Here is a 23,459-nt window from a genome sequence, read left to right as displayed (position 1 = left end):
GGTGATTAGACCGTTAAGGAAAGAGTTGGTTCATCTGCAAATGTACTTCTTCTGATTTCTTTTTAGAAACTTCTCCAAAATTTTCAGCAACCGTACTCATTGTGATCCCACGCGATGAATTGATAAGTGCTTCCTTGCCACTTGCTTTGATAATGGATTCTAAATCTCCACCTTGTGCTCCAAAACCAGGGATGAGAAAACATAAATCAGGGTGGCGGTCACGTAAAGATTCAATTTCAGAGGGATGGGTTCCACCCACGACTAAACCCAATTGGCCAGGATAGGATTCAGCCAGGCGCGCCATTTGGTCACTTACCTCTTCGTATACGTACAAACCACTGGACCCAATCCTAAGTTTTTGGAAATCAGATGAACTTGGATTTGAGGTTAACCCTAAAACAAATAGATACCCACCCAAATCCAAATAGGGAACAAGGCTATCTCGACCCATGTATGGATTCACTGTGAGGGCATCGACCTTTAAGGTTTGGAAAAAATACTTTGCATACTCTTTTGCCGTGTTCGCAAGGTCTCCGCGTTTGGCATCCATCACAATGGGAACTTCTGGAGAAATTTCTTTCATTAAGTGGACTGTATGTTCTAACGCAAAATAACCTTCGGCACCGTGGCGTTCAAAAAAGGCAATGTTGGGTTTCCAAGAGACTGCATAAAGATGGGTGTAACGAACGATGGTTTCTGCAAAAAACACAAGAGGTGATTTTGAATCCAAACAAGACTTCGGTAATTTTTCCAATTCAGGATCCATTCCAATGCATAAAAGGGATCGTAATTTGTCTCTTCGGGAATGGAATTTTGTTAAAAATGAAGTCATGGAATGGATTTTGATTCCTTTAGTTTTTTCTTTTGTTTTCGTTTTTCTAATTCAATCGGGATATCTCTTTTTTTATACCGACCATAAATATGGCCAGGTATGACAGCGACAGCCGTTAATGGGTTTACTACCACATCTCCGATGGCTCCACCCACATAAGTAGAGTAAGCAGGTGTTAACAACTCATAAGAAGAGTCTAATTGAGCAAGATCTTCTTTTTCTGCAAAATAATTTAAGGCATCGTCAGATGCTTTTGCCTCATGGTAGAGAGATCCCACAACTGGAATGGCATAAACAATCGCATACAAAGTCCTTTTTTCTCTTTGCGAAAAATCCTTTGCATGCCCACCTTCATGGATCACAACGGGAGGTAGGTCAGAGTATACATTGATCGTATTGGTAAAGGAATTATAATGATCACCACCAATGGTACCTGCAAACAATCTACCTGGCAAAAACGTGTATGCAAGAAGAGAGATGGATCCAAAAAAGTATCGGATTACAGGGTTAATGTTTTTGTTTTTGGAAAGTCTACGCCATTCAGAAAGAGGAGCATACTGGTTAAAACGAACTTTTACATCTCTTAAATTGTTTTCTTTGATATAACGAATTAAATATTCCTTCGTTTCTTTTGAAATATAATGATTGTCTGCTTTTCGATTCCACAATACCAGTTTGGAAGGAAGCGAAAAAATCCAATTCCCCGTTTGGTCCAAAATCCAAATCGGTTCACCTTCTTCAAATTGTGGATCATCTTCTGAAAACTCAGGGCTTGGGAGGAAAGGATTCCCATAATTATACGGTTTTTCCAATGAATAACAATTGGTAATAAATACCATAACTCCAATGGACAAGATGAATCCAAATTGTTTCATAAACTTTCTAAAATTTCCTTTAATTTCGGATCCACTGTCTCTTGTTTGGTGGGTGATTGTTTCGGAATGATTTTTTGATCCTCTAACTTTTGTGATTCGGTAGGTTTTTCAATGTAACCAGAACGTATTTCTAATTGGGTGAATAGTTCTGTCAATGCATTTCGGCCCAACTGGTTGATTTGGTCATCGCGGTTTCCACGAAATCCATTATAAGGTACATACCACAAAAGAGGCACAAGAGTGATGATACTGCCCGTTAAATAACAATTGGTTACTTTTGAATCAATTTCGTCATAATAATTAATTTCTTCTTCAGCATAACCTCGGATTTGGATTTTTGCTTTTAACCGAACATAAGTTAAATTTTTATAACAACGATCCAATGAAACTAATTGGAATTCCTCTACAATGATTGACCCTCCTCTTTCCACAAGTAATGGGTACCTAGACTCTCGGATGGAAAGTTCTTTTCGAATGAGATAGGATAATGGACCATATTCATTTTGTAAGGCTTCGGAATCAAAAAAATATGGATCATACACTGCCATTTGCCTTCGATTTTCATGTTTGACCTGGATGAAAATATGATCCATTTTTTTTACAAAATCATATTCCCTTTCATTTGGGAAAACTCGGTACACTCGCAAAGAAATTCCACAATGCAAAAACCCAAAGAGAAACGATAACAAACTTATAATAAAAAGGAATCGATTAATAAACATAAGTATACCCAAAGTACAAATTAGAAATACCATAGGACCTCATTGGACGATCCTTCCCTCCATCTGCTTCATAATACGCAGAACTCACATAATAATCCCTAACACCCGCTAGATAAGACTCTTGGTTTAAAGCACGAAGTCCTGGTGCTTGGGATTCATTGGCCCGCCAATTGTATTGGATGGCTTGTAAACCCAAATGGAATTTATGATTTGGGGAAGGAACCCAATTCAATTGGGCATTCAGATTCAATCCAACAATCGTCGTTAGAATTCGTTTTTCTGAAAATAAAGAATACACTTCATCAGTTGTGGTTCGTTCACCTCCAAATCGGCTCACACCTCCACTACTTGTAAAACTATCCCTTCTATACTTTAAATTCCCAGCGGGTGTAAAAAACATATCTCCACCCAATTCATAGGAATAATTTTCAAAAAACTGATGCACAAATTTAAAACCAGTACTGGGAGCCACATATTGGATTGTGTCTCGGAATAGTCCTGTTTGCCCTAATGTTTGTGAATTTTGTGAAGAATTTGTATTTAAGGATCCCATCCGTAATCCAAATTCCCACACAAATCTCTTGTTATGCGAATATTCATCATGAACTAATACAGATACTTTATGATCAGCGCTATAAAATCGATCTGTTTGGAATCCTAATTGGAAACCTGCAATGTCTCCAATCGAGAAAAAATTCCTAGAGGTAGAATACTGCATATAAACATATTCAATTCCCCATTTTTTGGAACTATGTTGGTAAGAAATCCTTGGGGAGAATGTACTAGAATTTTTTCTTGTATCTTCCCATTCCGATTGGAAAGGAAGGGTGCGGATATTTTGGTATCCCATGGGGGATCTTGGGAAATAGGGAGAACCGGACTGGAAAGCAACTCTGCCATCATCTAACGCCCATTCCTTACCAGAACGAAATTCTGCATTTTGGCTTAAAAAACGAAACCCAAACTCCCATGTCCCATTCATAAATTCAAGTGATCCGTTCTTCGTGGTTGGGAGATTTTGGTTAGGCGGGATATAAACTGGATCGTTATACTTATTTGATTGGAAATTTTCCTTTCGTATTCGTTTGATTTTTTCTCGTATGAGGTTTGCTTTTTTTGGGTATCCTCTTTCTTCAAAAGATTCAGCCTCCAACTCCATCTCTGTTGCTTTTGTTTCTTGTGCAAACAATAGATTTGTACTTCCTAAAAGCCAAAGGCAGAAAATGAAATTGGAAACGAATCGTAGTTTCACAATGTTTTAACCTTTACGTTTGATATAAGCTTTTGCAAACTCAGGTAACACAAACGCTGCTTTATGGATTTCAGGGCTATAGTACTTAAGACCTTTTGGAACTCGTTTTGGATCTGGTGTGACCGAATACGGATCAATTGCATTGGATAAAAAAGTAAACCCAATGATTCCAGAAGGATAAGTGGGAATGGTTGTGTAATAATATCCATACTCAGGGAAAATTTTCGGAATGAATTCAAAGAGTGAAGTGATCACATCTCCATGGTACCAAAACGATTCTGCTTGAGTCGCAATGATCCCAGTAGGTTTTAAGGCACTTGCCATATCACGAAAAAATGGTTCCTTAAACAAAACTTCTGCAGGGCCCACTGGGTCACTAGAATCCACAAGGATTACATCAAAACGACCTTTGTTGTCTCTTGCAAATTTGGCTCCGTCATCATAGTGATGGATGACTTTTGGGTCTTTCATGGCATCTGCACATTCTGGAAAGTATTTGTAACTGATGTCGACAACTGCTTTGTCAATCTCACACAAAACAACTTCTTTGACAGATGGGTGTTTTAATACTTCACGAACTGTTCCCCCATCTCCTCCTCCAATTACAAGCACAGATTCTGGATTGGGATGGCTCATCATCGGGATATGTGCAATCATCTCATGATAAGAATGTTCGTCTTTGTTTGTAACCATTGTTACACCATCTAAAGTGAACATACGACCGAATGATTGTGTTTCAAATATATCAATTTTTTGGAATGGAGATTGTAGGCTTTCGATTGTCTTTGTTACTCGGTAACTGACGGCTCGCCCTTTTTCTAATTCCAATTTTTCTGTGTACCAAATCTCCATTAAATGCTCCTAAGGATTCTCTCTTTGAACCAGAATAGGAATGGGAAGAAGAAGGTGTAGTTTTTTTTGAAGATTTAGGAATGGGAAAGCTTAAAAATTGAACTTGGCGGGAATTGGTAAGTTCCATTCCATAGATTTGTATGCAGAAATATTCTCGCGTTTTTTACCTCGTTGGTTTTTTAGCTATGCCTCTCTTTATTTTGCTTCTGGTTTTTGGCTATATTAAAATCAACCAAATGGCAAGTGAAGAAATCCATTGGGGCCATAATAAATCGTTTGCGTTTGGACAAGCTTCAAGAGAAGGGAAACTCATTTTATTATCCGTAACAAAATCACGTTGTGAAATGTTACAAGGGTTGGAATGTGGGGAAGGAAAACCAGACATTGGCACTTATGTCCTCCTCAACTTCACTCCGCGCGATAACGAATTCCAAACCCTTGTATTGGATGATCGATTTGCCTCACTCAAAACTGACCCACTGCCTCAATACTTTCTATTGAATGCTTCGGGCGAAATTAGGCATACTTCGAACCAACTTCCCAGTGTCGAAGAAATGCAAAAACTCCCGAAAAAAGAAACTTCTCCTTAAAAATTTAAAAAAAGCTCTTGCAACTTCCAACCTCTCCTATACCCTATGGGGTATAGGATTTCGGAGGATTTATGTTAGGGTTAACTGTTCACAGAAAAAAAAGTTTTGAAGAAACCATAAACGATACAACGGAAGCGTTAAAAAAAGAAGGGTTTGGAGTTTTGACTACCATTGATGTCAAACAAACCTTAAAAGACAAAATTAACGTTGATTTCAAACGTTATACCATCCTCGGCGCATGTAACCCTAGTTTTGCGCACAGAGCCCTACAAACCGCAGACGAAATTGGAATGTTGTTACCATGTAATGTGGTAGTGACAGAAGAAAAAAACGGAGAAATCAAAGTATCCATTTTTGATCCTATGACAATGACGAAACTTGTGCAAAACTCCGAACTGGAAACCATCGCCAAAGAAGTGCAGGACAAACTTGTCCGAGTGATCCACCACCTTCACGAATAAAGTACTTTCTGTAATTGTTTTTCAATTAGCGGGGGCACCTCGCCAATGGATTCGAATTTCGCATTCTTTCCATTAGGCGATCCCGCTGTCCGCTACAATCTTTCGCCTTGCGAAAGGATTTTCGCTACCATCGGTGGCGCTTGGCTATAAAAACCCATCCTTAGCACATCAGGTCATATCTCAAAATGAATAAAATGAATCTAAGAGAGAAACCAGATTTCCTTTGGGATGAGTTTTACACCAGCTTCTCTTTATCTCGCAACCGAACCTCATTCTGTTTCCGAAACACTTCCATCACAGCACAAAACAAAATCACCCCTCCACCGAGCCATAACCTTTCGGGTGGAACTTCTCCGAGGAAGTACCAAGCCGCCAAACTCCCGTAAATCGGGCTCAGTGTGGACAATGTCCCTGCCGTAGTCACTGACAAATTTGACAAACTGCGAATCCAAATGGTATGAGCAAGCGATGTGAAAATTCCCGCTAGGATCACTTGGAAGAGGAGATACTTCGGTTCTGCAAGCATCTGGGAAAGCCCATCGGCAAAGGGGAGCAAAACCAAGGAAGTTGCGAAAAGTTGAGTGAATAAAATTTGAGAACTTGGGTAATGGACATGCATCTCTTTTGTGAGCAAGTTTCGGATTGCATACAAAACTGCAGAAACAACACCCCAAACCACACCCTGGAACATTTGATTGTCCCAAGAAAGATCGGGCACGATGAGAAATAATCCAAAAAGAGAGAAGGAAGCCAAAAACAAAGCAAATGGTTCTGGTTTATTTCCACCTAATACTGGTTCGAGGATTGCAGAAAACACAGGGTAAGTAAATAAAGACAACATCCCAACGGCCACTGTGGATACCTGGATGGAGTGGAAGTATGTTACCCAATGTAAGGCAAACAATATCCCAATCCCAAATACATAGCTAAAATGTTTAAAACTTTGGTAGTGTATCGACTTACGCCTTAGGATAAAAAATAAACCTAATATCAATACAGAAAACAAAGCACGACCAGAGATAATAGTGACTGCTGGAAAAGGGAGGAGTTTGGCAAACAAAGTGACGTTCCCCATAATGAGGATCGTCAAATTGAGTTCGAGTACAGAACGAATGAAAGATGGGGAAGAAGTTTTCACTTCTTCCTTAGGATTCAACCCCTAGAAATTTGGCGATGGATTTTCTATCCTTCTCCAAACTATGTTTGTGAATTTCTTCAATCGCTTTTTCCACAATCGGAGAAACAAAGAGCAAACTAGAAATCACATCCACATCATAAGAACGTTTGGACTCAGATCCACTTGCCTCGTATTTACTTTTCCCTTTGATCACAAATACATTGTCTTTGCCAGGTGGGGCAATTTTAAACTCATGTGTGTTGGTTGTGGTATCAAAGGTAGACTCTTCTAACAAAGAAAGATCATTCAAAGCCGCCGATAAAACGGCAGGCATTGATCCTTCTAAACTCACCTTTCGTTTTTGGTGGATGAGGTTCCCTTCTTTTTTTTCTTCGAGTAAAGTTACATTCTTTAGATCCGGAAACTGGTCTAGGTGTTTGTATCTCTCCTCTCTTGCATGCAAAAGTTTATCTAAGGGAACTGGGAATGTATGGATGACTTGGTATTTCACTATTTTTTCTTACCTTTTTTCTTTGCAGGTTTTGCCTTTGGTTTGGCTTTTTTAGGTGTAGGTTTTGCTGCCTTTTTAACAGCTTTTTTCGCCTTCACTTTGTTTTGTGGTTTAGCGACAGGTTTGGATGCCGGTTTTGCCTTTGCCGTTGTTTTTGGTTTCGCACTTGGTTTTGATTTCCCTTGTGACTTCGAAGGTTGGTTTACTTGTGCAAGTAACTCTTCATCTTCCCAATAAAAAACTTGGTCTGCTGGAGTGGATTGTTCCATCGCCATTGCTTGGGCTTCCAAAAGTGAGTTATTGGATTCATTAAAATTTGCTAATTTTTGAAACAACAAATTGATTTTTGGATCTTGGAATTTTCCACGGACAGTCGCATAAAAATTACGTGCATCTTCCCCTTCGCGAATGGCAAGTTCAATGGCCTTCTTTTCGTCAGCTTTGACTTCTGCATTTTTGTTTCGGTCCAAACGATCCATGATCTTTTGGATGGTGGAAGAATGGAATTTTTCAATCTCCGAAAGTTGTTTGAGGTTAGGAAGTTCTTTCCCCTCTGCACTTTTATAAATGTCTTTGATGTATTTGATATGCTCATCACCATCTAACGCAAGTTGGCTGAAAAGTTCTCTAATTTGACCTTCAGGCAAACTTTCAGATAGTTTAAGATAAAAATTGAAACATTGAACCTCGTGTTCAATCGCAGCTGCTACTGCTTCAATAAAGGATGTTTTTTTTAGTGATTTCATAATCCCTTTCCCTGGTTTTGTAAAACCATAAATACGATACTCGTTTGAGCGAAGTGAATCAAGTATTTTTCACTGATTGAACATCTAACTCTTCTGTCTTTGTTGCAGCATAAATGAGTAGTTGTGCAAGATAATAAGTGATCATGATTCCAAGAGATGCAACGGATCGGTCCATTTCACGGTTGAGAAACATTGAATATGCGATAATGGAGTCCGATAGGATAAAAACCAGAGCACCGAGGAGACCTAAATAAAATGGTTTGGTGATCGAATTTCTCGCGGCAGCTCTCCAACCCATAAGGCAAATGGCAGAGATATAAAATCCAACAGGGATTGTGAGAGCACCCAATTTCGGAACTAGTACCATAAAGAACGAACATCCAAATAATAAAAAAGGAATGGCAAGGAGAGGTTTGATTTTGGAATCAATGGTAAATGCATACGAATAAATCAATTGGGCGATAAGAAAAGAGCCAAGCCCTGGGACAAAATAACCTTCTTTTGGAATGGCCAAAAAACTATCTCCAAATAGAGAAAAAACAAGTCCTACTGCTACCAATTTCCCTCGTTTTTCCAATGTGGGAAACGAACGAAACAATGCGACAATCAAGATTAAGATTGGGACAATTTTGGAAGGTAGATAAAAAACATCTTCCTTTGAGATCGTAACGATCGCAAGTAGATGTACAACAGAAAAGAGAACAAACAAAACAATTTCTTTAGCCATATTTCTTACTTTACACAGATATCATTCTCGAGATTTCATCAGATGGAAAGCCCGAGTGATCAGCCTATGAAACAAACACGACCCTTGTCTATCCTTTTCTTAATCTGTCTTTTGTGGACACAAACCTTATCTGCAAGAGAAGTCCCTTCTGGCGGAGAAATGTTGATAGATCTCATCGTTGCTCGTCCCATGGGACTTGCAGGTACTGTATTAGGAACTGCTGCATTTATCGTCGCATCTCCCTTCACTCTTCTCTCTGGAACTTTTTTGCAATCTGGAAGAAGATTGGTTGTATACCCTGCAAAATTCACCTTCACACGAGGGTTAGGCGACTTCCCTGGTTATATGGAAGATTACCAAATCGTAGAGGAATAAATTGAACGAATTTTTATTTTCAGATTTTCCTGAAGTATCCACTGAGGATTGGAAAAACCAAATCCTCAAAGACCTAAAAGGTAGTCCTTGGGACAAAGTGACCTGGGAAACAGAAGAAGGTTTTAAAATTGAACCGTTTTATCGTAAAGAAGACCTTCCTGTTTTGCCTAGAGTTTTCAAACGAAACCCTGGATGGAAAGTAACCGAATCTATCACATCCGAATCCGAAACAAAATCTGTAACAGAGAAAGGTGTTGATGCAGCCATCCTCATTTCTCATGAAGAAGCTGGAAAACATTATGGATGTAAAATCTCCTCAGCTTCCGATTTAGAATCTTTGGCAAAATCAGTGGGTGAGATTCCCCTCATTGTTTCACTCGCCACACGAACTCCAAAGTTCAGTGACACATTCAAAAAACTTATACCTTCGCATAACACAGTACTCGGTGACTTCGACCCGTATGGTACTGCTCTTCTTTGTGGAGAACTTGGTTGTGAAGAAAATAACATTGGCAAAACATTCCAATCCCTCTCGGGAACCAAAGGGTTTTCTGGAGTTGGAATTCATAGTTTGTACTTACGGGATTCTGGTGCTTCCATTGGCCAAGAACTTGCCTATTCCCTTTCTTGGGGTGTGGATTACCTAAACCGACATTTGGATGCAGGTGTGTCCATCGAAGATGCAGCGTCAAACCTCTGGTTTTGGATGGGAATTGGCTCTGATTATTTCACAGAGATCGCCAAATTCCGCGCTATGCGAATCCTTTGGACTGAAGTTTTAAATGCCTACAAACCAGGCCTTGGAGAAATGCTTCCTGCCCTCATCCTTGCCCAAACTTCTAATTTCCAATACACGGCATATGATCCCTACGTGAATATGTTACGGGGAACAACGGCTGCTATGTCTGCCATAATTGGTGGTGCTGATTTTATCGCAGTATCGCCTTTTGATTCCGAATATACCACAAAACAAGAGTTAGGCAAACGAATTGCAAGGAATGCACAACTCCTTCTTCGTTACGAATCCTTCCTCGACAAAGTAGAAGACCCTGCTTCAGGTTCGTACTACTTAGAAGTTCTCACGAAAAAATTAGCGGAAACGGCTTGGGAAAAATTCCAAACTGTAGAAAAAGAAGGTGGGTTCGGTGTTTCTTTGAAAAAAGGAACCATCCAAACAGAAATCCAAACTCGTGCTTCCAAAAAACGCGAAGCTCTTGCTACCAAAAAAGAAATCCTGCTTGGAACAAACCAATACCCACTCCCAACAGAACGGCATGCCGAACTTAAAGAATCAGTGGCCGAAACTGAAAAACGGCTATTTTACTCAGAAAAATCAACATACGAACGTTTGGTGCCACTCAGACTTTCTTATGAATTTGACAAGTGGAGAAACAAAACAGACCTCCATGTTGCTTCTGGGAAAAAAGCACCTAAGGTATTTTTACTAACCATTGGGGACCTAACGATGCGAAAAGCACGTGCTGGTTTTAGCTCCAACTTCATTGGTTGCCTAGGATACGAAATCATCGACAACCTTGGATTTGCCTCTGTAAAAGAAGGAGTTACCAAAGCAAAGGAATCGGGAGCTGAGATCGTTGTCCTTTGTTCGTCTGACGAAGAGTATGCGACCTACCTTCCTGAATTTGCAAAGGAAATGGCAACCCAACTTCCAAACTCTTGGAAACTACTTGCTGGATACCCAAAAGACCTGGTAAGCCAAGCAGAATCCCTCGGAATCGACGACTTCATCCACATGAAACGTAACCTCGTTCAGTTTATGGAAAAAGCCCAAACCAAATGGATCGGGAAAACAAATGAATAAACCTAATTTTGCAACTACCCCACTTTCTTTTAGCGCCCCAAAACCAGACCCAAAGTCCATTTCGCTTTGGCAAACGGCAGAAGGGATCTCCATCCAATCTCGGTACCAACCTACCGATTTGGAAGGTTTGGAACACTTAAACTATGCAGCGGGAATCCCTCCTTACTTACGTGGGCCTTATTCCACCATGTATGTGAACAAACCTTGGACGGTCCGCCAATATGCAGGATTTTCCACGGCAGAAGAATCAAATGCCTTTTATCGTAGAAACTTAGCCGCAGGGCAAAAGGGACTTTCTGTTGCCTTTGACCTGGCGACCCATAGGGGATATGATTCCGACCACGAACGAGTCGTAGGAGACGTGGGGAAAGCGGGTGTGGCGATTGACTCTGTCCTCGACATGAAGATCCTCTTCGACCAAATCCCTCTCGATCAGATGTCTGTTTCCATGACCATGAATGGTGCGGTCATCCCAGTCCTTGCATTCTATATTGTTGCAGCAGAAGAACAAGGGGTCTCTAAGGACAAACTTTCCGGTACCATCCAAAATGATATTTTGAAAGAGTTTATGGTGAGGAACACTTACATCTACCCGCCAAAACATTCGATGAAAATCATCGCGGACATCTTTGGTTACACTTCTAAATACATGCCAAAGTTTAACTCCATCTCCATCTCTGGTTACCACATGCAAGAAGCCGGTGCCACTGCGGATTTGGAACTTGCTTATACACTTGCGGATGGTTGGGAATACATCAAAACAGGAATCGCTTCTGGGCTTTCTGTAGATGAATTTGCACCACGCCTCTCTTTCTTTTGGGCAATTGGGATGAACCATTTTATGGAGATTGCCAAGATGCGTGCGGGGCGTCTGCTTTGGGCCAAAATCGTAAACCAGTTCCAACCGAAATCGACAAAGTCTTTGGCTCTCCGAACCCATTGCCAAACGTCTGGATGGTCCCTCACAGAACAAGACCCATTCAATAACGTAGGAAGGACTTGTATTGAAGCCATGGCAGCGGCGCTTGGCCATACACAATCCCTTCATACGAATGCTCTTGATGAAGCGATTGCCCTACCGACTGACTTCTCTGCGAGGATTGCTCGTAACACGCAAATTTATCTACAAGAAGAAACCAACATCCACCGTGTCATCGACCCTTGGGGTGGATCCTTTTATGTGGAAAAACTCACAAACGATTTAGTCCACAAAGCATGGGACCTCATCACCGAAGTACAAAAATTAGGTGGTATGGCAGAGGCGATTGAGACGGGAATTCCAAAGATGCGGATCGAAGAAGCATCCGCGAGAAAACAAGCTCGTATCGACTCTGGAAAAGATGTGATCGTAGGAGTGAACCGATTCCGTTTGGATAAGGAAGCCCCACTTGATATTTTAGACATCGATAACACTGCAGTTCGACTCGCCCAAATCAAACGACTCGAACAAATGAAAAAAGACCGTGACAACACAGCCGTAGAAGCTGCGTTAAACGCCATTACGAAATGTGCAGAGACTGGCAATGGAAACTTACTCGAACTCGCAGTAGATGCTGCGCGAAAACGTGCTTCTCTCGGTGAAATTTCATACGCTATGGAAAAAGTATTCGGGAGGTATAAAGCTGTGATCAGATCGATCTCGGGAGTTTACTCCTCAGAAATTTCTGAAGACAAAGGTTATATCGAAGCACGGGGTCTTGCCGACGAATTTGCCAAACTCGAAGGCCGTCGACCAAGGATCATGGTTGCCAAAATGGGACAAGATGGCCATGACCGTGGTGCCAAGGTGATCTCCACCAGTTTTGCCGATATGGGCTTTGACGTTGATATTGGGCCTCTTTTCCAAACACCTGCAGAAGTTGCCAAACAAGTGGTAGAAAACGACTGCCACATACTTGGAGTTTCTTCTCTTGCAGCAGGACACAAAACCTTGGTTCCCCAAGTGATTGAAGAATTGAAAAAACTTGGCGCAGAAGATGTGTTAGTTGTTGTGGGAGGAGTTATTCCAGCACAAGACTACGACTTCCTCTACAAATCAGGTGCCACAGCAATTTTTGGACCAGGAACTGTGATTTCGGAAGCTGCCAAACAAATCCTCAATTTGTTACTCGGCGAACGAAGAGCCGCTTAAGGCTTAAAAAGCGAAGTTCTGGTAAAACACTGAATCAAACAACAATCGCCGACTTGTCAATGGGGCAGTCGGTGTTCGTTTGGTGTCTGACAAAACTGGATTCAAAATACAACCAAGACGTTCTTACGCTTCACAGAGAATCAAATGAATCAGGAAAACAAAGACTCAGAGAAACCAAATCGTTCGAGTGACAACGAAAGGCTTAAGTCTGCCCTTTCGGTCAATCCTGGTGTTGCGGATGCTCCTGCCATTTCTCCTTATATCAAAGAACAACGAAAATCCTTATCGAAAAAAGATACGACGCCAGAATCTCTTGCAGAAGGAATCCTTTCGGGAAACCGAACTGCCCTCTCCAAGGCCATCACCCTTGTGGAAAGTAATTTAGAAGAACACAATGACAAGGCACAGGCGATATTAGAACTTGTGATGCCAAAGCTTGGGAACTCCATTCGCATTGGGATCACTGGTGTTCCTGGTGTGGGAAAATCTACCTTCATTGAAAGTTTTGGAAGTTTTATCCTCGAACAAAATCGAAAACTCGCAGTGCTAGCCATAGACCCGAGTAGCCAAAGGACAAAAGGTTCCATCCTTGGTGATAAAACGAGAATGGAAGTTTTGTCCAAAGCAGAAAATGCATTTATACGACCTTCACCTAGCAGTGGTTCGCTGGGTGGTGTCGCACGAAAAACACGAGAGAGTATGTATCTCTGTGAAGCGGCGGGGTTTGATACCATCATCATTGAAACTGTGGGTGTAGGCCAGTCTGAAACCCAAGTCCATTCCATGGTAGATTTCTTTTTGTTACTGATGCTTGCGGGAGCAGGAGACGAACTGCAAGGGATCAAACGAGGGATTATGGAGATGGCAGATCTTATTGCCATCAACAAAGCCGATGGTCAAAATGAAGCCTATGCCACTCGCGCCAGAGCTGAATATGAATCAGCTCTCCACCTCTTCCCTGCGCCCGAATCCAAGTGGACACCACGTGCCACCACTTGCAGTGGACTCGGAGGAAAAGGAATCGATGAAATTTGGAAGTTAATTCTCGATTATATCTCTACCACAAGAACAAACGGATATTATGCGAAAAATCGCGAAGACCAAACCAAAACTTGGTTTGAAGAGTCCTTGCGGGAAGCAGTTCTGGATCAGTTTTTTGCCAAAGAAGGGAAAAAAGAAGCCATTGCCGTTTCAGAATCCAAACTGATGCAAGGTAAGTCCACGGTGCTCCGTGAAATCAAATTCCTTTTAGGAAAATAAAAAAAACACCACCGTGACTGAACACGATGGTGTATTATAAGGTTATCATTCATTTAAAGGAAAAGTTCAAATTGAAAAAGGGAGAATTAAAGAATAAAGTTCACAAAAAAAAGGATCCCGAAATAAACACCGAACCAAAGGAAAAAACGAAAGTAGGTAACAAAAAATAAGACCAAATTTTTTACAAAACCCTCAAAAGAAGAATTCCTTGAATTCAGGATTTATTATACTTTAGAATTTTCGGTTCGTCTATCTACCAGATGGTATAAAACTAAAACCTCCCTCAAATCAGAAGATACCAAATATCCTTGCTTTCTTTAACATTTGGACCCTCGTATTGACTTGGAGTTTTCTGTAGATGGTTTTGATTTGTTGCCTGACAGTCCCGATAGTTGTTCCAAACAATTGGGCAATTTGATGGGGAGTATCTCCTTCAATAATGAGTTCTAAAATTTGCCTTTCCCTTGGGGATAAAACTTCTAAACCCAATTCTTTTTCTTTTTTAGGATGAGAACCTAAACTAGAGTTGGTTTCTGGTTTCCGAAATGCTAACAATACTTTTGTGGCGATGGAAGGAGAAATCACACTCCCCCCTTCCAAAATCGTTTGGATGGTATCCCAAAGTGAATCCAATTCAGACTTCCAGATATAACCTGATGCACCGAGTTTGATCGCAGCAAAGATCACATCATCAGTTTGTAAGGAAGAGATAACAAGACTTTTCCTCACTTCAACAGTATGGTATTTTTTTAAAACATCGATACCATTGGCACCTGGGAGTCCAATGTCAAGAATCAATAATTGTAATTCTTCCTTAGGAGGATTTGAATCGAAGGCTTCTGCAGAATTCCAAGTTGAAATGGAAAGTGTATCTCTTGTTTTTAATACACCAACTAACGAAGCTAAATAGTCAGGATTGTCTTCTATGATGCCAATTTGGACTACATTCATAATAAGAATAATGATTTCGGGATTTGCATTTTGATCCGGTAAGGAGATGGACTAATTTCTAATTGACCATTTAGGAATTGGATTCTTTGTTCAATCCCTTTTTCTCCGATTCCCAAATCCAAAAATGATTCTGGATTCGCAATGTTTACGTTTGGAGATTGTGGATTTGTTACCTTGTTTTCTGTGGCAAAATCAAAGGAGATGAAATTTTCAGTTTCCTCTAAACGACAAATTGTTTTTCCACTACCATGTCTTAAATCATTGGTACTGATTTCATTGAAAATTTGTAATAAATGATGTGCAGCCTCAGGTTCTTTGATTGAGATCAATCGTTCCTTAAGTGATTCGCTTTGGATTAAAATTTCCCTGCCTAACATTTTATATCTTTTTTTAACCAGGAGTTGCAGACCATCAACCAGAGATTCCTGTAAAATTACTCTCTGGTCTTCTTCTTTTACTTGGTTCCGTAAAGATTCTAACGCATCAGAAGAAAGTTCTTTGATTTTATGGATCACAGCCGTGGAAGTTTCTACTGAATTGGACTCTAATGTTTGGCAGAGTAATACTAAGTCCGTGAGTTTAGAACCCAAACTATCATGGATGTCTTGGAAAAAAGTCCTACGTTTTTCTTCGAGTAACATACCACGATAAGCTGCGATGTATCGTGTTTGGAACCACCAATGGTTTAGAAAAAAAGAAACTAAGAATAATGGTACAATAGTTGACATCTCTCTCCATGTTTCTTCTGGAATCAAAGAATCATTTTGGATGAAAACTCGTATCAAATAAAAGCAAAAAACAAGGGTCCATTCAAAAATAAACTGCCAAACAAGTCCTGGATAAAAAAACGAATTTGAACCAATGAGTGCGATGATGGTTAACCAATTCCTTGGATCAAAATAAGGAATTGTTGGATCATGAAAGCCAGTTTCGATTTCGACTAAGACTAAGGATAAAAACAGAATTCGAACTAGATTAGTAATACTTGTGTTCACTGTTCGATAAAAAAAAGAAATCCCAATTAAGCATAAACTGATGATGAGTTGGGAAAATGAAAGGTAACAATTCGTAAGATCCACTTTTCCCCACTCTAAATAAACGCTATGAGCATAAGCAAGGGTATAGGCGAATCCTAAAAAATACAGTTTGTTTAAGATTTCTGAGTAAACTGCAATTAATGAAATTGGGTCAAATTGTTTGCCCAAAAGTTTGTGATAGAAAACACGAATGTTCATAAATCTACCAATACTTTGTTTGGTAGGGAATGAAGACTTTCTTCATACTTCTAGTTTTTTGATATGTTCCAATAGAAGTTTTTTATCATCATCAAAGATTTGGTTGAATTCAAGTCCGACTTCATAAAAAGCACCTTCCAAATTCTTCCAATCGAACGACTTTTGCCTTCGGGTACAAAACATATTTTACATCAGGGAATCGTAATTCCAATTCAAGCCTTGTTCCCATAGGCATTGGTTCCTTGGTTCGAAAGAGGAGTCCACCTTCAGAGATGTCTTGTGAGTCACCTTCCCCTTTGTCACTAGGCAAAAACTGAGCCGAACCTGCACCCGATTGGATCACACGGTAGGTGAGATGGACTTTTTCAGAGATACGATTGTAAATGCGGCGTTCGCTAGACATGAATGCTAGAGAACACCAAAATCAATGTTTGGGCAAGTTTAAAATGAAAATCTCACCCGTATCTAAGGGTGAGATTTCTCTTATCCTTCTAAATCCTCAGGTCGGATTTCGTAATCTGGACGGAAGGCTCCTTCAATTTTCTCTCTGAGCCTATCAATGTATCCAAAAACGGCAGGTACCACAATGAGTGTGATCAGTGTCGATAGGATGAGTCCACCAATGATGGCAATCCCCATTGCAGTTCTCGATTTAGATGCCTCACCAATCCCGAGTGCAATCGGCAATGTCCCGGCAATCATCGCAAGGGATGTCATAAGGATTGGTCTCAAACGTTTTGCACCAGCATCAAAGATAGCATCGTTTCTAGACATTCCATGTTCTTTCATGGCAAGCATCGCATGGTCGACAAGTAAAATGGAGTTCTTAGCAACAAGTCCCATGAGTAAGATGAGTCCAATCATACTAAATAAGTTTAACATTTCACCAGTTAAAGCAAGTGCAAAAAAGGCACCCGAAATTGCCGGAGGAATGGCAAATAAAATCGTGATTGGTGTGATAAATGACTCATAAAGTGAAGCTAACACAAGATAAATGAAGATGAGCGCCATCCCAAAGGCAAGAACGATGTTTTGTAACAACTCTTTGAAGTCTTCAGATTGTCCCACAAAGGAATATGTAATCCCAGGAGGTGGTGGTAATTTTTCCTTTAGGATTTTGACAGCAGATTCAGAAGCTGATGCTATGGCACCACCTGGCGCAAGGTTTGCATTGATAGGTACAACCCTTGATCTGTCTTCACGAATGATCCTTGCAGGGGAGGAACTTTCCTTACCATCTGCAATTGCACTTAGAGGAATGAGTTTGTTTTGAATGTTTGGCACTCTTGTTTCATAAAAAGACTTACGTAAATTTCGTTGGTCTTCTTTCAGACGTAACCTAACATCATATTCAATTCCATTTTCAAGGTATTTGGCAACTTCTCCCCCTTCGATGTGGTAACGAAGTTCTGCTCCCATCACCCCTGCCACCACTCCAACGGTTTGCATTTTGGCACGGTCTGGTACCACTTGGAATTCTGGTTTTCCTGTTCTATAAGTTGTGTCCACATCAGTTAAGTCTGGAATTTTCCTGAGTTCATCCATTACCTTAAAGGAATAGGTTTCCAAATCTTTTAAATTTTCCCCTTTTAAGTTAAGGTTGAATGGATATTGGACACCACCACCAATCGCAGAATAGTCGTTCACTTTCGGTCTTGCATGTGGATATGCTTTTAGAAGATCTCTGATTTTGTCTTTTACAGCAGCTGTTGTACGTTTTCGATATTCAGAAGGGAGTAACGCGACACCGATCGTAGCGATATTGGATTCTCCATCACTATTCCCCACAACTGTTGCCAATAATTCTAATTCGGGAACGTTTTTGATGATTTCATTTTGGATTTGTTCTACCACTTCAGAAGTTCCTGTTAAGGAAGTCCCTGGTGCCATCTCCACATTCACCATAAATTCTCCCTGATCGTTTGCAGGAAGGAAGGTCTTTTTCACAAAGGCAAGTGAGAAAATACTTGTGACGAGTGTAAGAATTGTAAGTAAAATCACTGCCCATGGTTTTTTTAAGGCAAACTTCATAATGATTGCGTACATTCTGTCCAAGAAATCTTGAAACTTATCAAAATAACGTAGGACAAAATTCTTTTCTTTATGAATGTCAGTTTTACCTGCAAAATAAGCAGATAACATTGGTGCAACTGTCAGACCATCAAAAAGTGAAATGATCATGGCAAAGACAACGGTGAGTCCGAACTGTTTGAAAAACTGACCCACAATTCCCGATAAAAATCCAATGGGAAGAAAAACCGCAATCACGGTGAGAGAGGTACCAATGACCGCCAAGGTTACTTCTTCTGTTCCTTTTCGGGCAGCAACAATGACCGATTCCCCTTCTTCTAGTTTACGGAAAATATTTTCCCTAACCACAATGGCATCATCAACCAAAAGACCTACCGCAAGTGATAAGGCAAGAAGTGTCATCACGTTCATGGTAAATCCCATAGCATACATGATGATAAAGGCACCTAACATTGAGTTTGGGAGAGCCATACCAGTGATGATGGTAGAACGAACGTTCCCGAGAAAAAGATACACAACTAAAACAGCAAGAAAAATCCCTAGAATAATGGCGAGAGTTACATCTTCAATGTTAGCTCGGATCCATTTTGAGCCATCTCGTATGAGAATGACTTTCGGAGTGCCTTTCATATCTTTGATTTGGTCATTGATAGTATTAATTTTTGTTATGATACCATCCGCCACTTCAACGGTGTTTGCTCCCGATTGTTTATAAACATCTAGAAAAAGTGCTGTTTTTTGAACTCGCTCCTTTTTCGGAGCATCGTATTTGAATAATAATTTTCCAATGATGGATGGTTCTTCGTGTTCTTCTGTTTTAATGGGAGCGTACAAAAGACCACGAGTCTGGCGGTCTTGTAATGTGTCTTTAACTTGGCCAAGGTCTTTGACAAGTACCCCTCTACCGAATTCACCACCAAACGAAACAACTGTGTTCTCAATTTGGGATAAGGAATCGTATTTTGCAACCGTACGAAAAGAAGTTTCCTTTTCTCCACCTTCTACTTTTCCTGCAGGGATGTTCACACCAGAATTTTTGATTTGGTTCCCAATGGCAATGGCAGGCACTTGGTAGGCATTGATTTTGTTACGATCAAGTTCAATATGAATTTCACGGCGAGCTCCACCGATAATTTTCACGGCACCAACGTTATTCACTTGTTCTAACTTGGTTTTGATTTTTTCTTTTGCTAAATCGTACAACTCACCTTCTGGCAAATCCGCAAATAAAGAGATCCGCATAATGGGTTGGTCTGAGGGATCAAACCTCTGTACGAGAGGTTCTTTTGATGATTCAGGGAAAAGTGGTTTGACCCTTGCTGTTTTATCCCGTACTTGTTGTTCGGCATATTTGATGTCAGTGGTCAAACTGAACTCAGCAAAAACGAGAGAGATTCCTTCTTGGTTTCGGGAAGTAATCCTTTTGAGTCCAGAGATGGAACTGAGTTCCTCTTCCAATGGTTTGGAGATGGATGTTTCAATCTCTTCTGGGCCTGCTCCAGGGTACACAGTGGACACCACAACAAATGGGATGTTGATATCTGGGAATAAATCCACACCAATTCTTTTTAAGGAAATATATCCTGTGATCACCATGATGATCACGAGGGATGAAATGAAAATGGGGCGTTTGATCGAAAAAGAAGCAATACTCATGAATTCTTATCTCTATTTAAGCAGTTTGTATTCTTGTAAACAAGCGATGCCTGAGCTCTCTCTGTAAGTAGACAGCAATGTTGACTTGCTGTTCAACATTTTTGTGCGATTTTCAAATTTTTCTTCAACAAAACTATCAGGGCATACATCACTTAATAAGAGAACGGAATCAAAATTTGTCCAATCTTTCCATCGGTATTTGTTGTCATTTCGTACCATACCCTCTTTGTAAGTGCGAAGTTTCATCGCCAGATCAAAATCGGAGGCTAAAACTCTCCCTTTTGATTCATATTTTTCGGTAAAATGGAAGGCATTCATGAGGATGTATTTTTTATTAGGAGCCACATGTTCGGCAATTTCTCTTGCCGGTTGGAAATCACCTGCATTCATCCCTCGGTAACAAAACATTTTGGTCTCATGAAATTTTCCAGAAAGGATCCCTTGTTCGTAAACCGAATTATAAAATACAAAACTAGTTGTGAGTAGGATCACTGATATAGAAGTGATTCTTTGAAAATTGTGATCCGCTAAATGGTAGAGTCGTAAAATCCACAAAAACCCCACTAGACCAATCGCAGGGATAAACTGAAGAACATGCCTTGGTTGTTTGTTCCCTGTGGTAAGTTCCAAAATCAAAAGTTCTAAAAATAGAATAAAAGTGCCTGCCACAAGTGGGTCTTTGATTTTATTCCACATTGTTTCTTTCGTGCGAACAAAAAAGTATAACAAAGACAAGGTGGAAAATAATACCAAAGTTCTAAATCCCCAAATGAAATCAAAAACTCCAGGAACAGATGGGTCTTTTCCTGGTTCCGTCCAAAGGGTCAGGAAAAAACTCCTTGTGTATGCATTCACAATCATCTGTGCATCGATAAGAGCATTCACTCTATCTGGATTTAAAAATAACCATAAAAATGCAGGGAAAATTGCATAAGCCCAAAGTACAACTGCTGTTTTTGGGAAGATTTTCTTCATGGTATCGCGGTTTCGGAATAAATAAACCGAAAGATCAACAAACAAAACCAAGGTGATCCCAAACATAAACTGTTTGAAACCCTTTTGATTCAAATTGATTTTGGTGACAACTCGTAACACTGGCAAAGAAAATACCATGAGTACTACAAAAACTAAGTATAAAAGTCGAATTCCTTTTGCGTATTGTTTTAATAGATAAAGGATTACTTCTTTGTATTTACCTGGGGAACGAATGAGTTCATAGGCAAAACATGCCATAAAGAATAAAATCCCATATGGATATTTGGTGAAATAAAAACCAAATAGCGAAACAAAGATCATCCATTTGGTAGTGCCATCAATCTCACGTTCTCGGTTATCTGTATCATACAAACGGTAAATTGCATAAACAGAGAGAAGTAAAAAAAACATAGATTGGGTTTCCAACATGGAAGACAAAGAATACGCAGGCACTTCTACAGTTTGGATGGTCAGGATAAAAATGAGGGATGAAAAAAGTCCGGACCAAAAAAGAGATTTTGTCATCCTAAACGATGTATACACCAAACTTGGATACACTAAGATCAAAAAGAATAGTCCAAGAAAACTATCTCGATAGGTTTCATAAGCATCAATTGGTAAATACAAAGTAACGAATGTTAGTAGCGAACGTAACGGAGGCCAAGTGGGGCTTTCCAAAAATGGCAGCATGCCATAAAACCAATTTCCATTTCGAAAATCGACATACTGGTCGAGGACTTGGTTCAGTCGTATGTTTTCGTCCCAAGACAAAAAATCCTTGTTGGGACAAATTTGGAGGAAGGCCTCCCAAGATTTTGTAGCATAGAACACGACGAGAAAAACGCCGAAACCGATGAAAAGAACCCCAAAACTGTTCAGAAGAATGTTTTTTGCCTTCATACCAATCCTTGGAATCATTCTTTCTTTGGGGTCGAATTGGGATCAACCGAAGTATTTTTTACGCAAATTTTCTCTTTGATTGTTGTCCAAGGAATTGGATTCTGTCCGTTAGAAGGTTCAAAAAATGCAAGATTTCGTAGACATTGGTGAAAAAATCATCTTTCTCGTGATGTTATTCGCGAGTATCCTCGCCATTGCTGTTTTCATCGAAAGGTTAATTGTTTATAAACGCAATTTTAACAAAGAATCTGAATCACTTCTCGATTCACTCACACTTCTGATTCGCCACCGTGATCTAAAAGGTACGGAAAAATTACTCGAAAGCCATCCTATGGAAAATTCTTATACACGATTCATTCATTTTGTTTTGGAACGTGAAAAAGAAAATCATAAAGGTTTATCGGAACTCATGGAAGGGAAAATTCTAAAAGAACGACTCAGTTTAGAAGAAAGACTTCCAATTCTCAACACTCTTGGGAACAACACCCCCTTCATTGGACTTTTGGGAACTGTGCTTGGGGTCATCAAAGCATTTTATGGTTTAGGTACTTTAGGGAACTCTGGAGCAGAAGTGGTGATGCGTAGTATTTCCACTGCCCTACTTGCCACTGCTGCTGGACTTGCTGTTGCGATTCCTGTTGTGATGGCCAATAACTACTTCACTCGTAAAATGAAACTGGTATTAGGACAATTAGAAATTCTTTCGAAAGAAATCCATGCAAGTTTTATCACAAGTGGAAAACACAACCAATCTTCTAGTTCCACTCCCAACATTCACCACTAAACATTAGTTACATGAATTCATTTACATTATTTTTACAATACAAACTCAGGCGGTTTGGTCTTTTCCGAGCCAGCTTATTTGTTTCTGTGAGTTTACATGTATTTTGTTATTTGGTATATTTTATTCTAACATTGCCAAGTGAAGCAGCGTTTCAAGAGACTTCATTGGAAGATGTGGACGTATCCTTTGAAGAAATTCCACCAGAACTCATTGGTGGTACTTCAAGCCCTGCTCCCGTCGAAAAACAAGAATGGGTAGAGGGATCGAATAAAGATGCGGAAGACAAACCCGATAATTCAGACTTAAACCCAAACCAACTTTCAGGGAATGGTACAGACAAAGATGGATTTTTGTTTTCATTTAACGGTGACAGACCTCCCACACCCATCATTGATTTTGATCTAAAAGCATACTTCCCTGAAGCAGCCAAGGCTGCCAACATCAGCCAAAAGACTGTTGTTGTTATGGTGCAAGTTGACGAACAAGGTGTACTCCAAGGTGTGAAAATTGTTTCGGGACGAGCAGGATATGGGTTTGATGAGGCTGCAATTAAAATCATCCAACGCGCCAGGTTTACACCTGGTTATGACAAAGGAAAACCAACTCGGATGGCTCATAGATTGCCCATCAGTTTTGATTTAGAAGAGGATTAAG

22 protein-coding genes are annotated in these 23,459 nt (G+C 40.1%); 8 read left to right on the top strand and 14 right to left on the bottom strand.

Annotation, left to right across the window (positions count from 1 at the left end):
- Window positions 1-13: 13 nt before the first annotated feature.
- From pyrF to speE, 5 genes are read right to left on the bottom strand one after another with little or no spacing between them, the layout of a single operon-like run.
- Window positions 14-832, bottom strand: a complete 819-nt coding sequence (pyrF, locus tag ND812_RS17730; RefSeq protein ID WP_265376662.1) for an orotidine-5'-phosphate decarboxylase — start codon at window positions 830-832, stop codon at window positions 14-16.
- The gene (locus tag ND812_RS17725; RefSeq protein ID WP_265376661.1) at window positions 829-1,707 is read right to left on the bottom strand and encodes a hypothetical protein; all 879 of its coding nucleotides are present in this window, start codon (window positions 1,705-1,707) and stop codon (window positions 829-831) included. The genes pyrF and ND812_RS17725 overlap by 4 nt, the downstream gene beginning before the upstream one ends.
- The gene (locus ND812_RS17720; protein WP_265376660.1) at window positions 1,704-2,429 is read right to left on the bottom strand and encodes a hypothetical protein; all 726 of its coding nucleotides are present in this window, start codon (window positions 2,427-2,429) and stop codon (window positions 1,704-1,706) included. Before ND812_RS17720 ends, ND812_RS17725 begins: the two co-directional genes overlap by 4 nt.
- Window positions 2,419-3,681, bottom strand: a complete 1,263-nt coding sequence (locus ND812_RS17715; RefSeq protein ID WP_265376659.1) for a hypothetical protein — start codon at window positions 3,679-3,681, stop codon at window positions 2,419-2,421. The genes ND812_RS17720 and ND812_RS17715 overlap by 11 nt, the downstream gene beginning before the upstream one ends.
- Before the next feature lie 6 nt (window positions 3,682-3,687).
- Window positions 3,688-4,533 carry a polyamine aminopropyltransferase gene (gene speE / locus ND812_RS17710; protein WP_100727913.1) on the bottom strand — a complete coding sequence of 282 codons (846 nt, stop codon included), beginning with the start codon at window positions 4,531-4,533 and terminating at the stop codon, window positions 3,688-3,690.
- Window positions 4,534-4,673: 140 nt separating this feature from the next.
- On the opposite strand from speE, the gene ND812_RS17705 reads away from it, so the two are divergent.
- Together ND812_RS17705 and ND812_RS17700 are read left to right on the top strand one after the other, a co-directional pair.
- Window positions 4,674-5,123: a hypothetical protein gene (locus ND812_RS17705; RefSeq protein ID WP_265376658.1), complete on the top strand. Its 450-nt coding sequence runs from the start codon at window positions 4,674-4,676 to the stop codon at window positions 5,121-5,123.
- 71 nt (window positions 5,124-5,194) lie between these two features.
- Window positions 5,195-5,584, top strand: coding sequence for a DUF302 domain-containing protein (locus ND812_RS17700; protein WP_100715931.1), 390 nt, complete (start codon window positions 5,195-5,197; stop codon window positions 5,582-5,584).
- A 235-nt stretch (window positions 5,585-5,819) separates the two neighbouring features.
- Here ND812_RS17700 and ND812_RS17695 read toward each other — a convergent pair whose 3' ends face one another.
- From ND812_RS17695 to ND812_RS17680, 4 genes are read right to left on the bottom strand one after another with little or no spacing between them, the layout of a single operon-like run.
- Window positions 5,820-6,722 carry a DMT family transporter gene (locus tag ND812_RS17695; RefSeq protein ID WP_407658619.1) on the bottom strand — a complete coding sequence of 301 codons (903 nt, stop codon included), beginning with the start codon at window positions 6,720-6,722 and terminating at the stop codon, window positions 5,820-5,822.
- A gap of 7 nt (window positions 6,723-6,729) precedes the next feature.
- Window positions 6,730-7,212 carry a DUF2505 family protein gene (locus ND812_RS17690; protein WP_265376657.1) on the bottom strand — a complete coding sequence of 161 codons (483 nt, stop codon included), beginning with the start codon at window positions 7,210-7,212 and terminating at the stop codon, window positions 6,730-6,732.
- Window positions 7,212-7,958: a ferritin-like domain-containing protein gene (locus ND812_RS17685; protein WP_265376656.1), complete on the bottom strand. Its 747-nt coding sequence runs from the start codon at window positions 7,956-7,958 to the stop codon at window positions 7,212-7,214. The genes ND812_RS17690 and ND812_RS17685 overlap by 1 nt, the downstream gene beginning before the upstream one ends.
- Window positions 7,959-8,016: 58 nt before the next feature.
- Window positions 8,017-8,685: a lysoplasmalogenase gene (locus ND812_RS17680; RefSeq protein WP_265376655.1), complete on the bottom strand. Its 669-nt coding sequence runs from the start codon at window positions 8,683-8,685 to the stop codon at window positions 8,017-8,019.
- A gap of 66 nt (window positions 8,686-8,751) precedes the next feature.
- Here ND812_RS17680 and ND812_RS17675 point away from each other — a divergent pair, with 66 nt between their 5' ends.
- The 4 genes from ND812_RS17675 (at window position 8,752) to meaB (ending at window position 14,273) form a co-directional block, all read left to right on the top strand.
- Window positions 8,752-9,060, top strand: a complete 309-nt coding sequence (locus ND812_RS17675) for a hypothetical protein (RefSeq protein WP_238761418.1) — start codon at window positions 8,752-8,754, stop codon at window positions 9,058-9,060.
- A 1-nt stretch (window position 9,061) separates the two neighbouring features.
- A complete protein-coding gene (locus tag ND812_RS17670) occupies window positions 9,062-10,882 on the top strand; it encodes a methylmalonyl-CoA mutase family protein (RefSeq protein ID WP_265376654.1) in 1,821 nt (606 codons plus the stop codon).
- Window positions 10,875-13,013 carry a methylmalonyl-CoA mutase gene (gene scpA, locus ND812_RS17665; RefSeq protein ID WP_265376653.1) on the top strand — a complete coding sequence of 713 codons (2,139 nt, stop codon included), beginning with the start codon at window positions 10,875-10,877 and terminating at the stop codon, window positions 13,011-13,013. The genes ND812_RS17670 and scpA overlap by 8 nt, the downstream gene beginning before the upstream one ends.
- A gap of 144 nt (window positions 13,014-13,157) precedes the next feature.
- The gene (gene meaB / locus ND812_RS17660; RefSeq protein ID WP_265376652.1) at window positions 13,158-14,273 is read left to right on the top strand and encodes a methylmalonyl Co-A mutase-associated GTPase MeaB; all 1,116 of its coding nucleotides are present in this window, start codon (window positions 13,158-13,160) and stop codon (window positions 14,271-14,273) included.
- A 288-nt stretch (window positions 14,274-14,561) separates the two neighbouring features.
- On the opposite strand, the gene ND812_RS17655 is transcribed toward meaB, so the two are convergent.
- The 5 genes from ND812_RS17655 to ND812_RS17635 all read right to left on the bottom strand — a co-directional run bounded on the left by ND812_RS17655 (window position 14,562) and on the right by ND812_RS17635 (window position 22,021).
- Window positions 14,562-15,224 (bottom strand): response regulator, encoded by a 663-nt coding sequence (locus ND812_RS17655; RefSeq protein ID WP_265376651.1) that lies wholly within the window; start codon window positions 15,222-15,224, stop codon window positions 14,562-14,564.
- Complete coding sequence (locus ND812_RS17650) at window positions 15,221-16,459, bottom strand: sensor histidine kinase (protein WP_265376650.1); 1,239 nt, start codon at window positions 16,457-16,459, stop codon at window positions 15,221-15,223. The genes ND812_RS17655 and ND812_RS17650 overlap by 4 nt, the downstream gene beginning before the upstream one ends.
- A gap of 121 nt (window positions 16,460-16,580) precedes the next feature.
- A complete protein-coding gene (locus ND812_RS17645) occupies window positions 16,581-16,862 on the bottom strand; it encodes a PilZ domain-containing protein (RefSeq protein WP_265376649.1) in 282 nt (93 codons plus the stop codon).
- A gap of 80 nt (window positions 16,863-16,942) precedes the next feature.
- The gene (locus tag ND812_RS17640; protein WP_265376648.1) at window positions 16,943-20,146 is read right to left on the bottom strand and encodes an efflux RND transporter permease subunit; all 3,204 of its coding nucleotides are present in this window, start codon (window positions 20,144-20,146) and stop codon (window positions 16,943-16,945) included.
- 12 nt (window positions 20,147-20,158) lie between these two features.
- Window positions 20,159-22,021 (bottom strand): hypothetical protein, encoded by a 1,863-nt coding sequence (locus ND812_RS17635; RefSeq protein ID WP_265376647.1) that lies wholly within the window; start codon window positions 22,019-22,021, stop codon window positions 20,159-20,161.
- Window positions 22,022-22,145: 124 nt separating this feature from the next.
- Between ND812_RS17635 and ND812_RS17630 the strand changes: the two genes are divergently transcribed.
- Window positions 22,146-22,805 (top strand): MotA/TolQ/ExbB proton channel family protein, encoded by a 660-nt coding sequence (locus tag ND812_RS17630; protein ID WP_100727990.1) that lies wholly within the window; start codon window positions 22,146-22,148, stop codon window positions 22,803-22,805.
- A gap of 11 nt (window positions 22,806-22,816) precedes the next feature.
- The gene (locus ND812_RS17625; RefSeq protein ID WP_265376646.1) at window positions 22,817-23,458 is read left to right on the top strand and encodes an energy transducer TonB; all 642 of its coding nucleotides are present in this window, start codon (window positions 22,817-22,819) and stop codon (window positions 23,456-23,458) included.
- The last annotated feature ends 1 nt before the right edge of the window (window position 23,459 follow it).

It is taken from the genome of Leptospira limi (assembly GCF_026151395.1).
GTDB lineage: Bacteria > Spirochaetota > Leptospiria > Leptospirales > Leptospiraceae > Leptospira_A > Leptospira_A limi.
The sequence above is the reverse complement of the archived record's forward strand: the minus strand, read 5'-3'. Positions and strand labels throughout refer to the sequence as shown.

Bases quoted from the DNA above. Each gene is read 5' to 3' on its own strand.
- pyrF (WP_265376662.1), bottom strand. From the start codon at position 832: ATGACTTCATTTTTAACAAAATTCCATTCCCGAAGAGACAAATTACGA.
- ND812_RS17725 (WP_265376661.1), bottom strand. From the start codon at position 1,707: ATGAAACAATTTGGATTCATCTTGTCCATTGGAGTTATGGTATTTATT.
- ND812_RS17720 (WP_265376660.1), bottom strand. From the start codon at position 2,429: ATGTTTATTAATCGATTCCTTTTTATTATAAGTTTGTTATCGTTTCTC.
- speE (WP_100727913.1), bottom strand. From the start codon at position 4,533: ATGGAGATTTGGTACACAGAAAAATTGGAATTAGAAAAAGGGCGAGCC.
- ND812_RS17705 (WP_265376658.1), top strand. From the start codon at position 4,674: ATGCAGAAATATTCTCGCGTTTTTTACCTCGTTGGTTTTTTAGCTATG.
- ND812_RS17700 (WP_100715931.1), top strand. From the start codon at position 5,195: ATGTTAGGGTTAACTGTTCACAGAAAAAAAAGTTTTGAAGAAACCATA.
- ND812_RS17685 (WP_265376656.1), bottom strand. From the start codon at position 7,958: ATGAAATCACTAAAAAAAACATCCTTTATTGAAGCAGTAGCAGCTGCG.
- ND812_RS17680 (WP_265376655.1), bottom strand. From the start codon at position 8,685: ATGGCTAAAGAAATTGTTTTGTTTGTTCTCTTTTCTGTTGTACATCTA.
- ND812_RS17675 (WP_238761418.1), top strand. From the start codon at position 8,752: ATGAAACAAACACGACCCTTGTCTATCCTTTTCTTAATCTGTCTTTTG.
- scpA (WP_265376653.1), top strand. From the start codon at position 10,875: ATGAATAAACCTAATTTTGCAACTACCCCACTTTCTTTTAGCGCCCCA.
- meaB (WP_265376652.1), top strand. From the start codon at position 13,158: ATGAATCAGGAAAACAAAGACTCAGAGAAACCAAATCGTTCGAGTGAC.
- ND812_RS17655 (WP_265376651.1), bottom strand. From the start codon at position 15,224: ATGAATGTAGTCCAAATTGGCATCATAGAAGACAATCCTGACTATTTA.
- ND812_RS17650 (WP_265376650.1), bottom strand. From the start codon at position 16,459: ATGAACATTCGTGTTTTCTATCACAAACTTTTGGGCAAACAATTTGAC.
- ND812_RS17645 (WP_265376649.1), bottom strand. From the start codon at position 16,862: ATGTCTAGCGAACGCCGCATTTACAATCGTATCTCTGAAAAAGTCCAT.
- ND812_RS17640 (WP_265376648.1), bottom strand. From the start codon at position 20,146: ATGAGTATTGCTTCTTTTTCGATCAAACGCCCCATTTTCATTTCATCC.
- ND812_RS17635 (WP_265376647.1), bottom strand. From the start codon at position 22,021: ATGAAGGCAAAAAACATTCTTCTGAACAGTTTTGGGGTTCTTTTCATC.
- ND812_RS17630 (WP_100727990.1), top strand. From the start codon at position 22,146: ATGCAAGATTTCGTAGACATTGGTGAAAAAATCATCTTTCTCGTGATG.
- ND812_RS17625 (WP_265376646.1), top strand. From the start codon at position 22,817: ATGAATTCATTTACATTATTTTTACAATACAAACTCAGGCGGTTTGGT.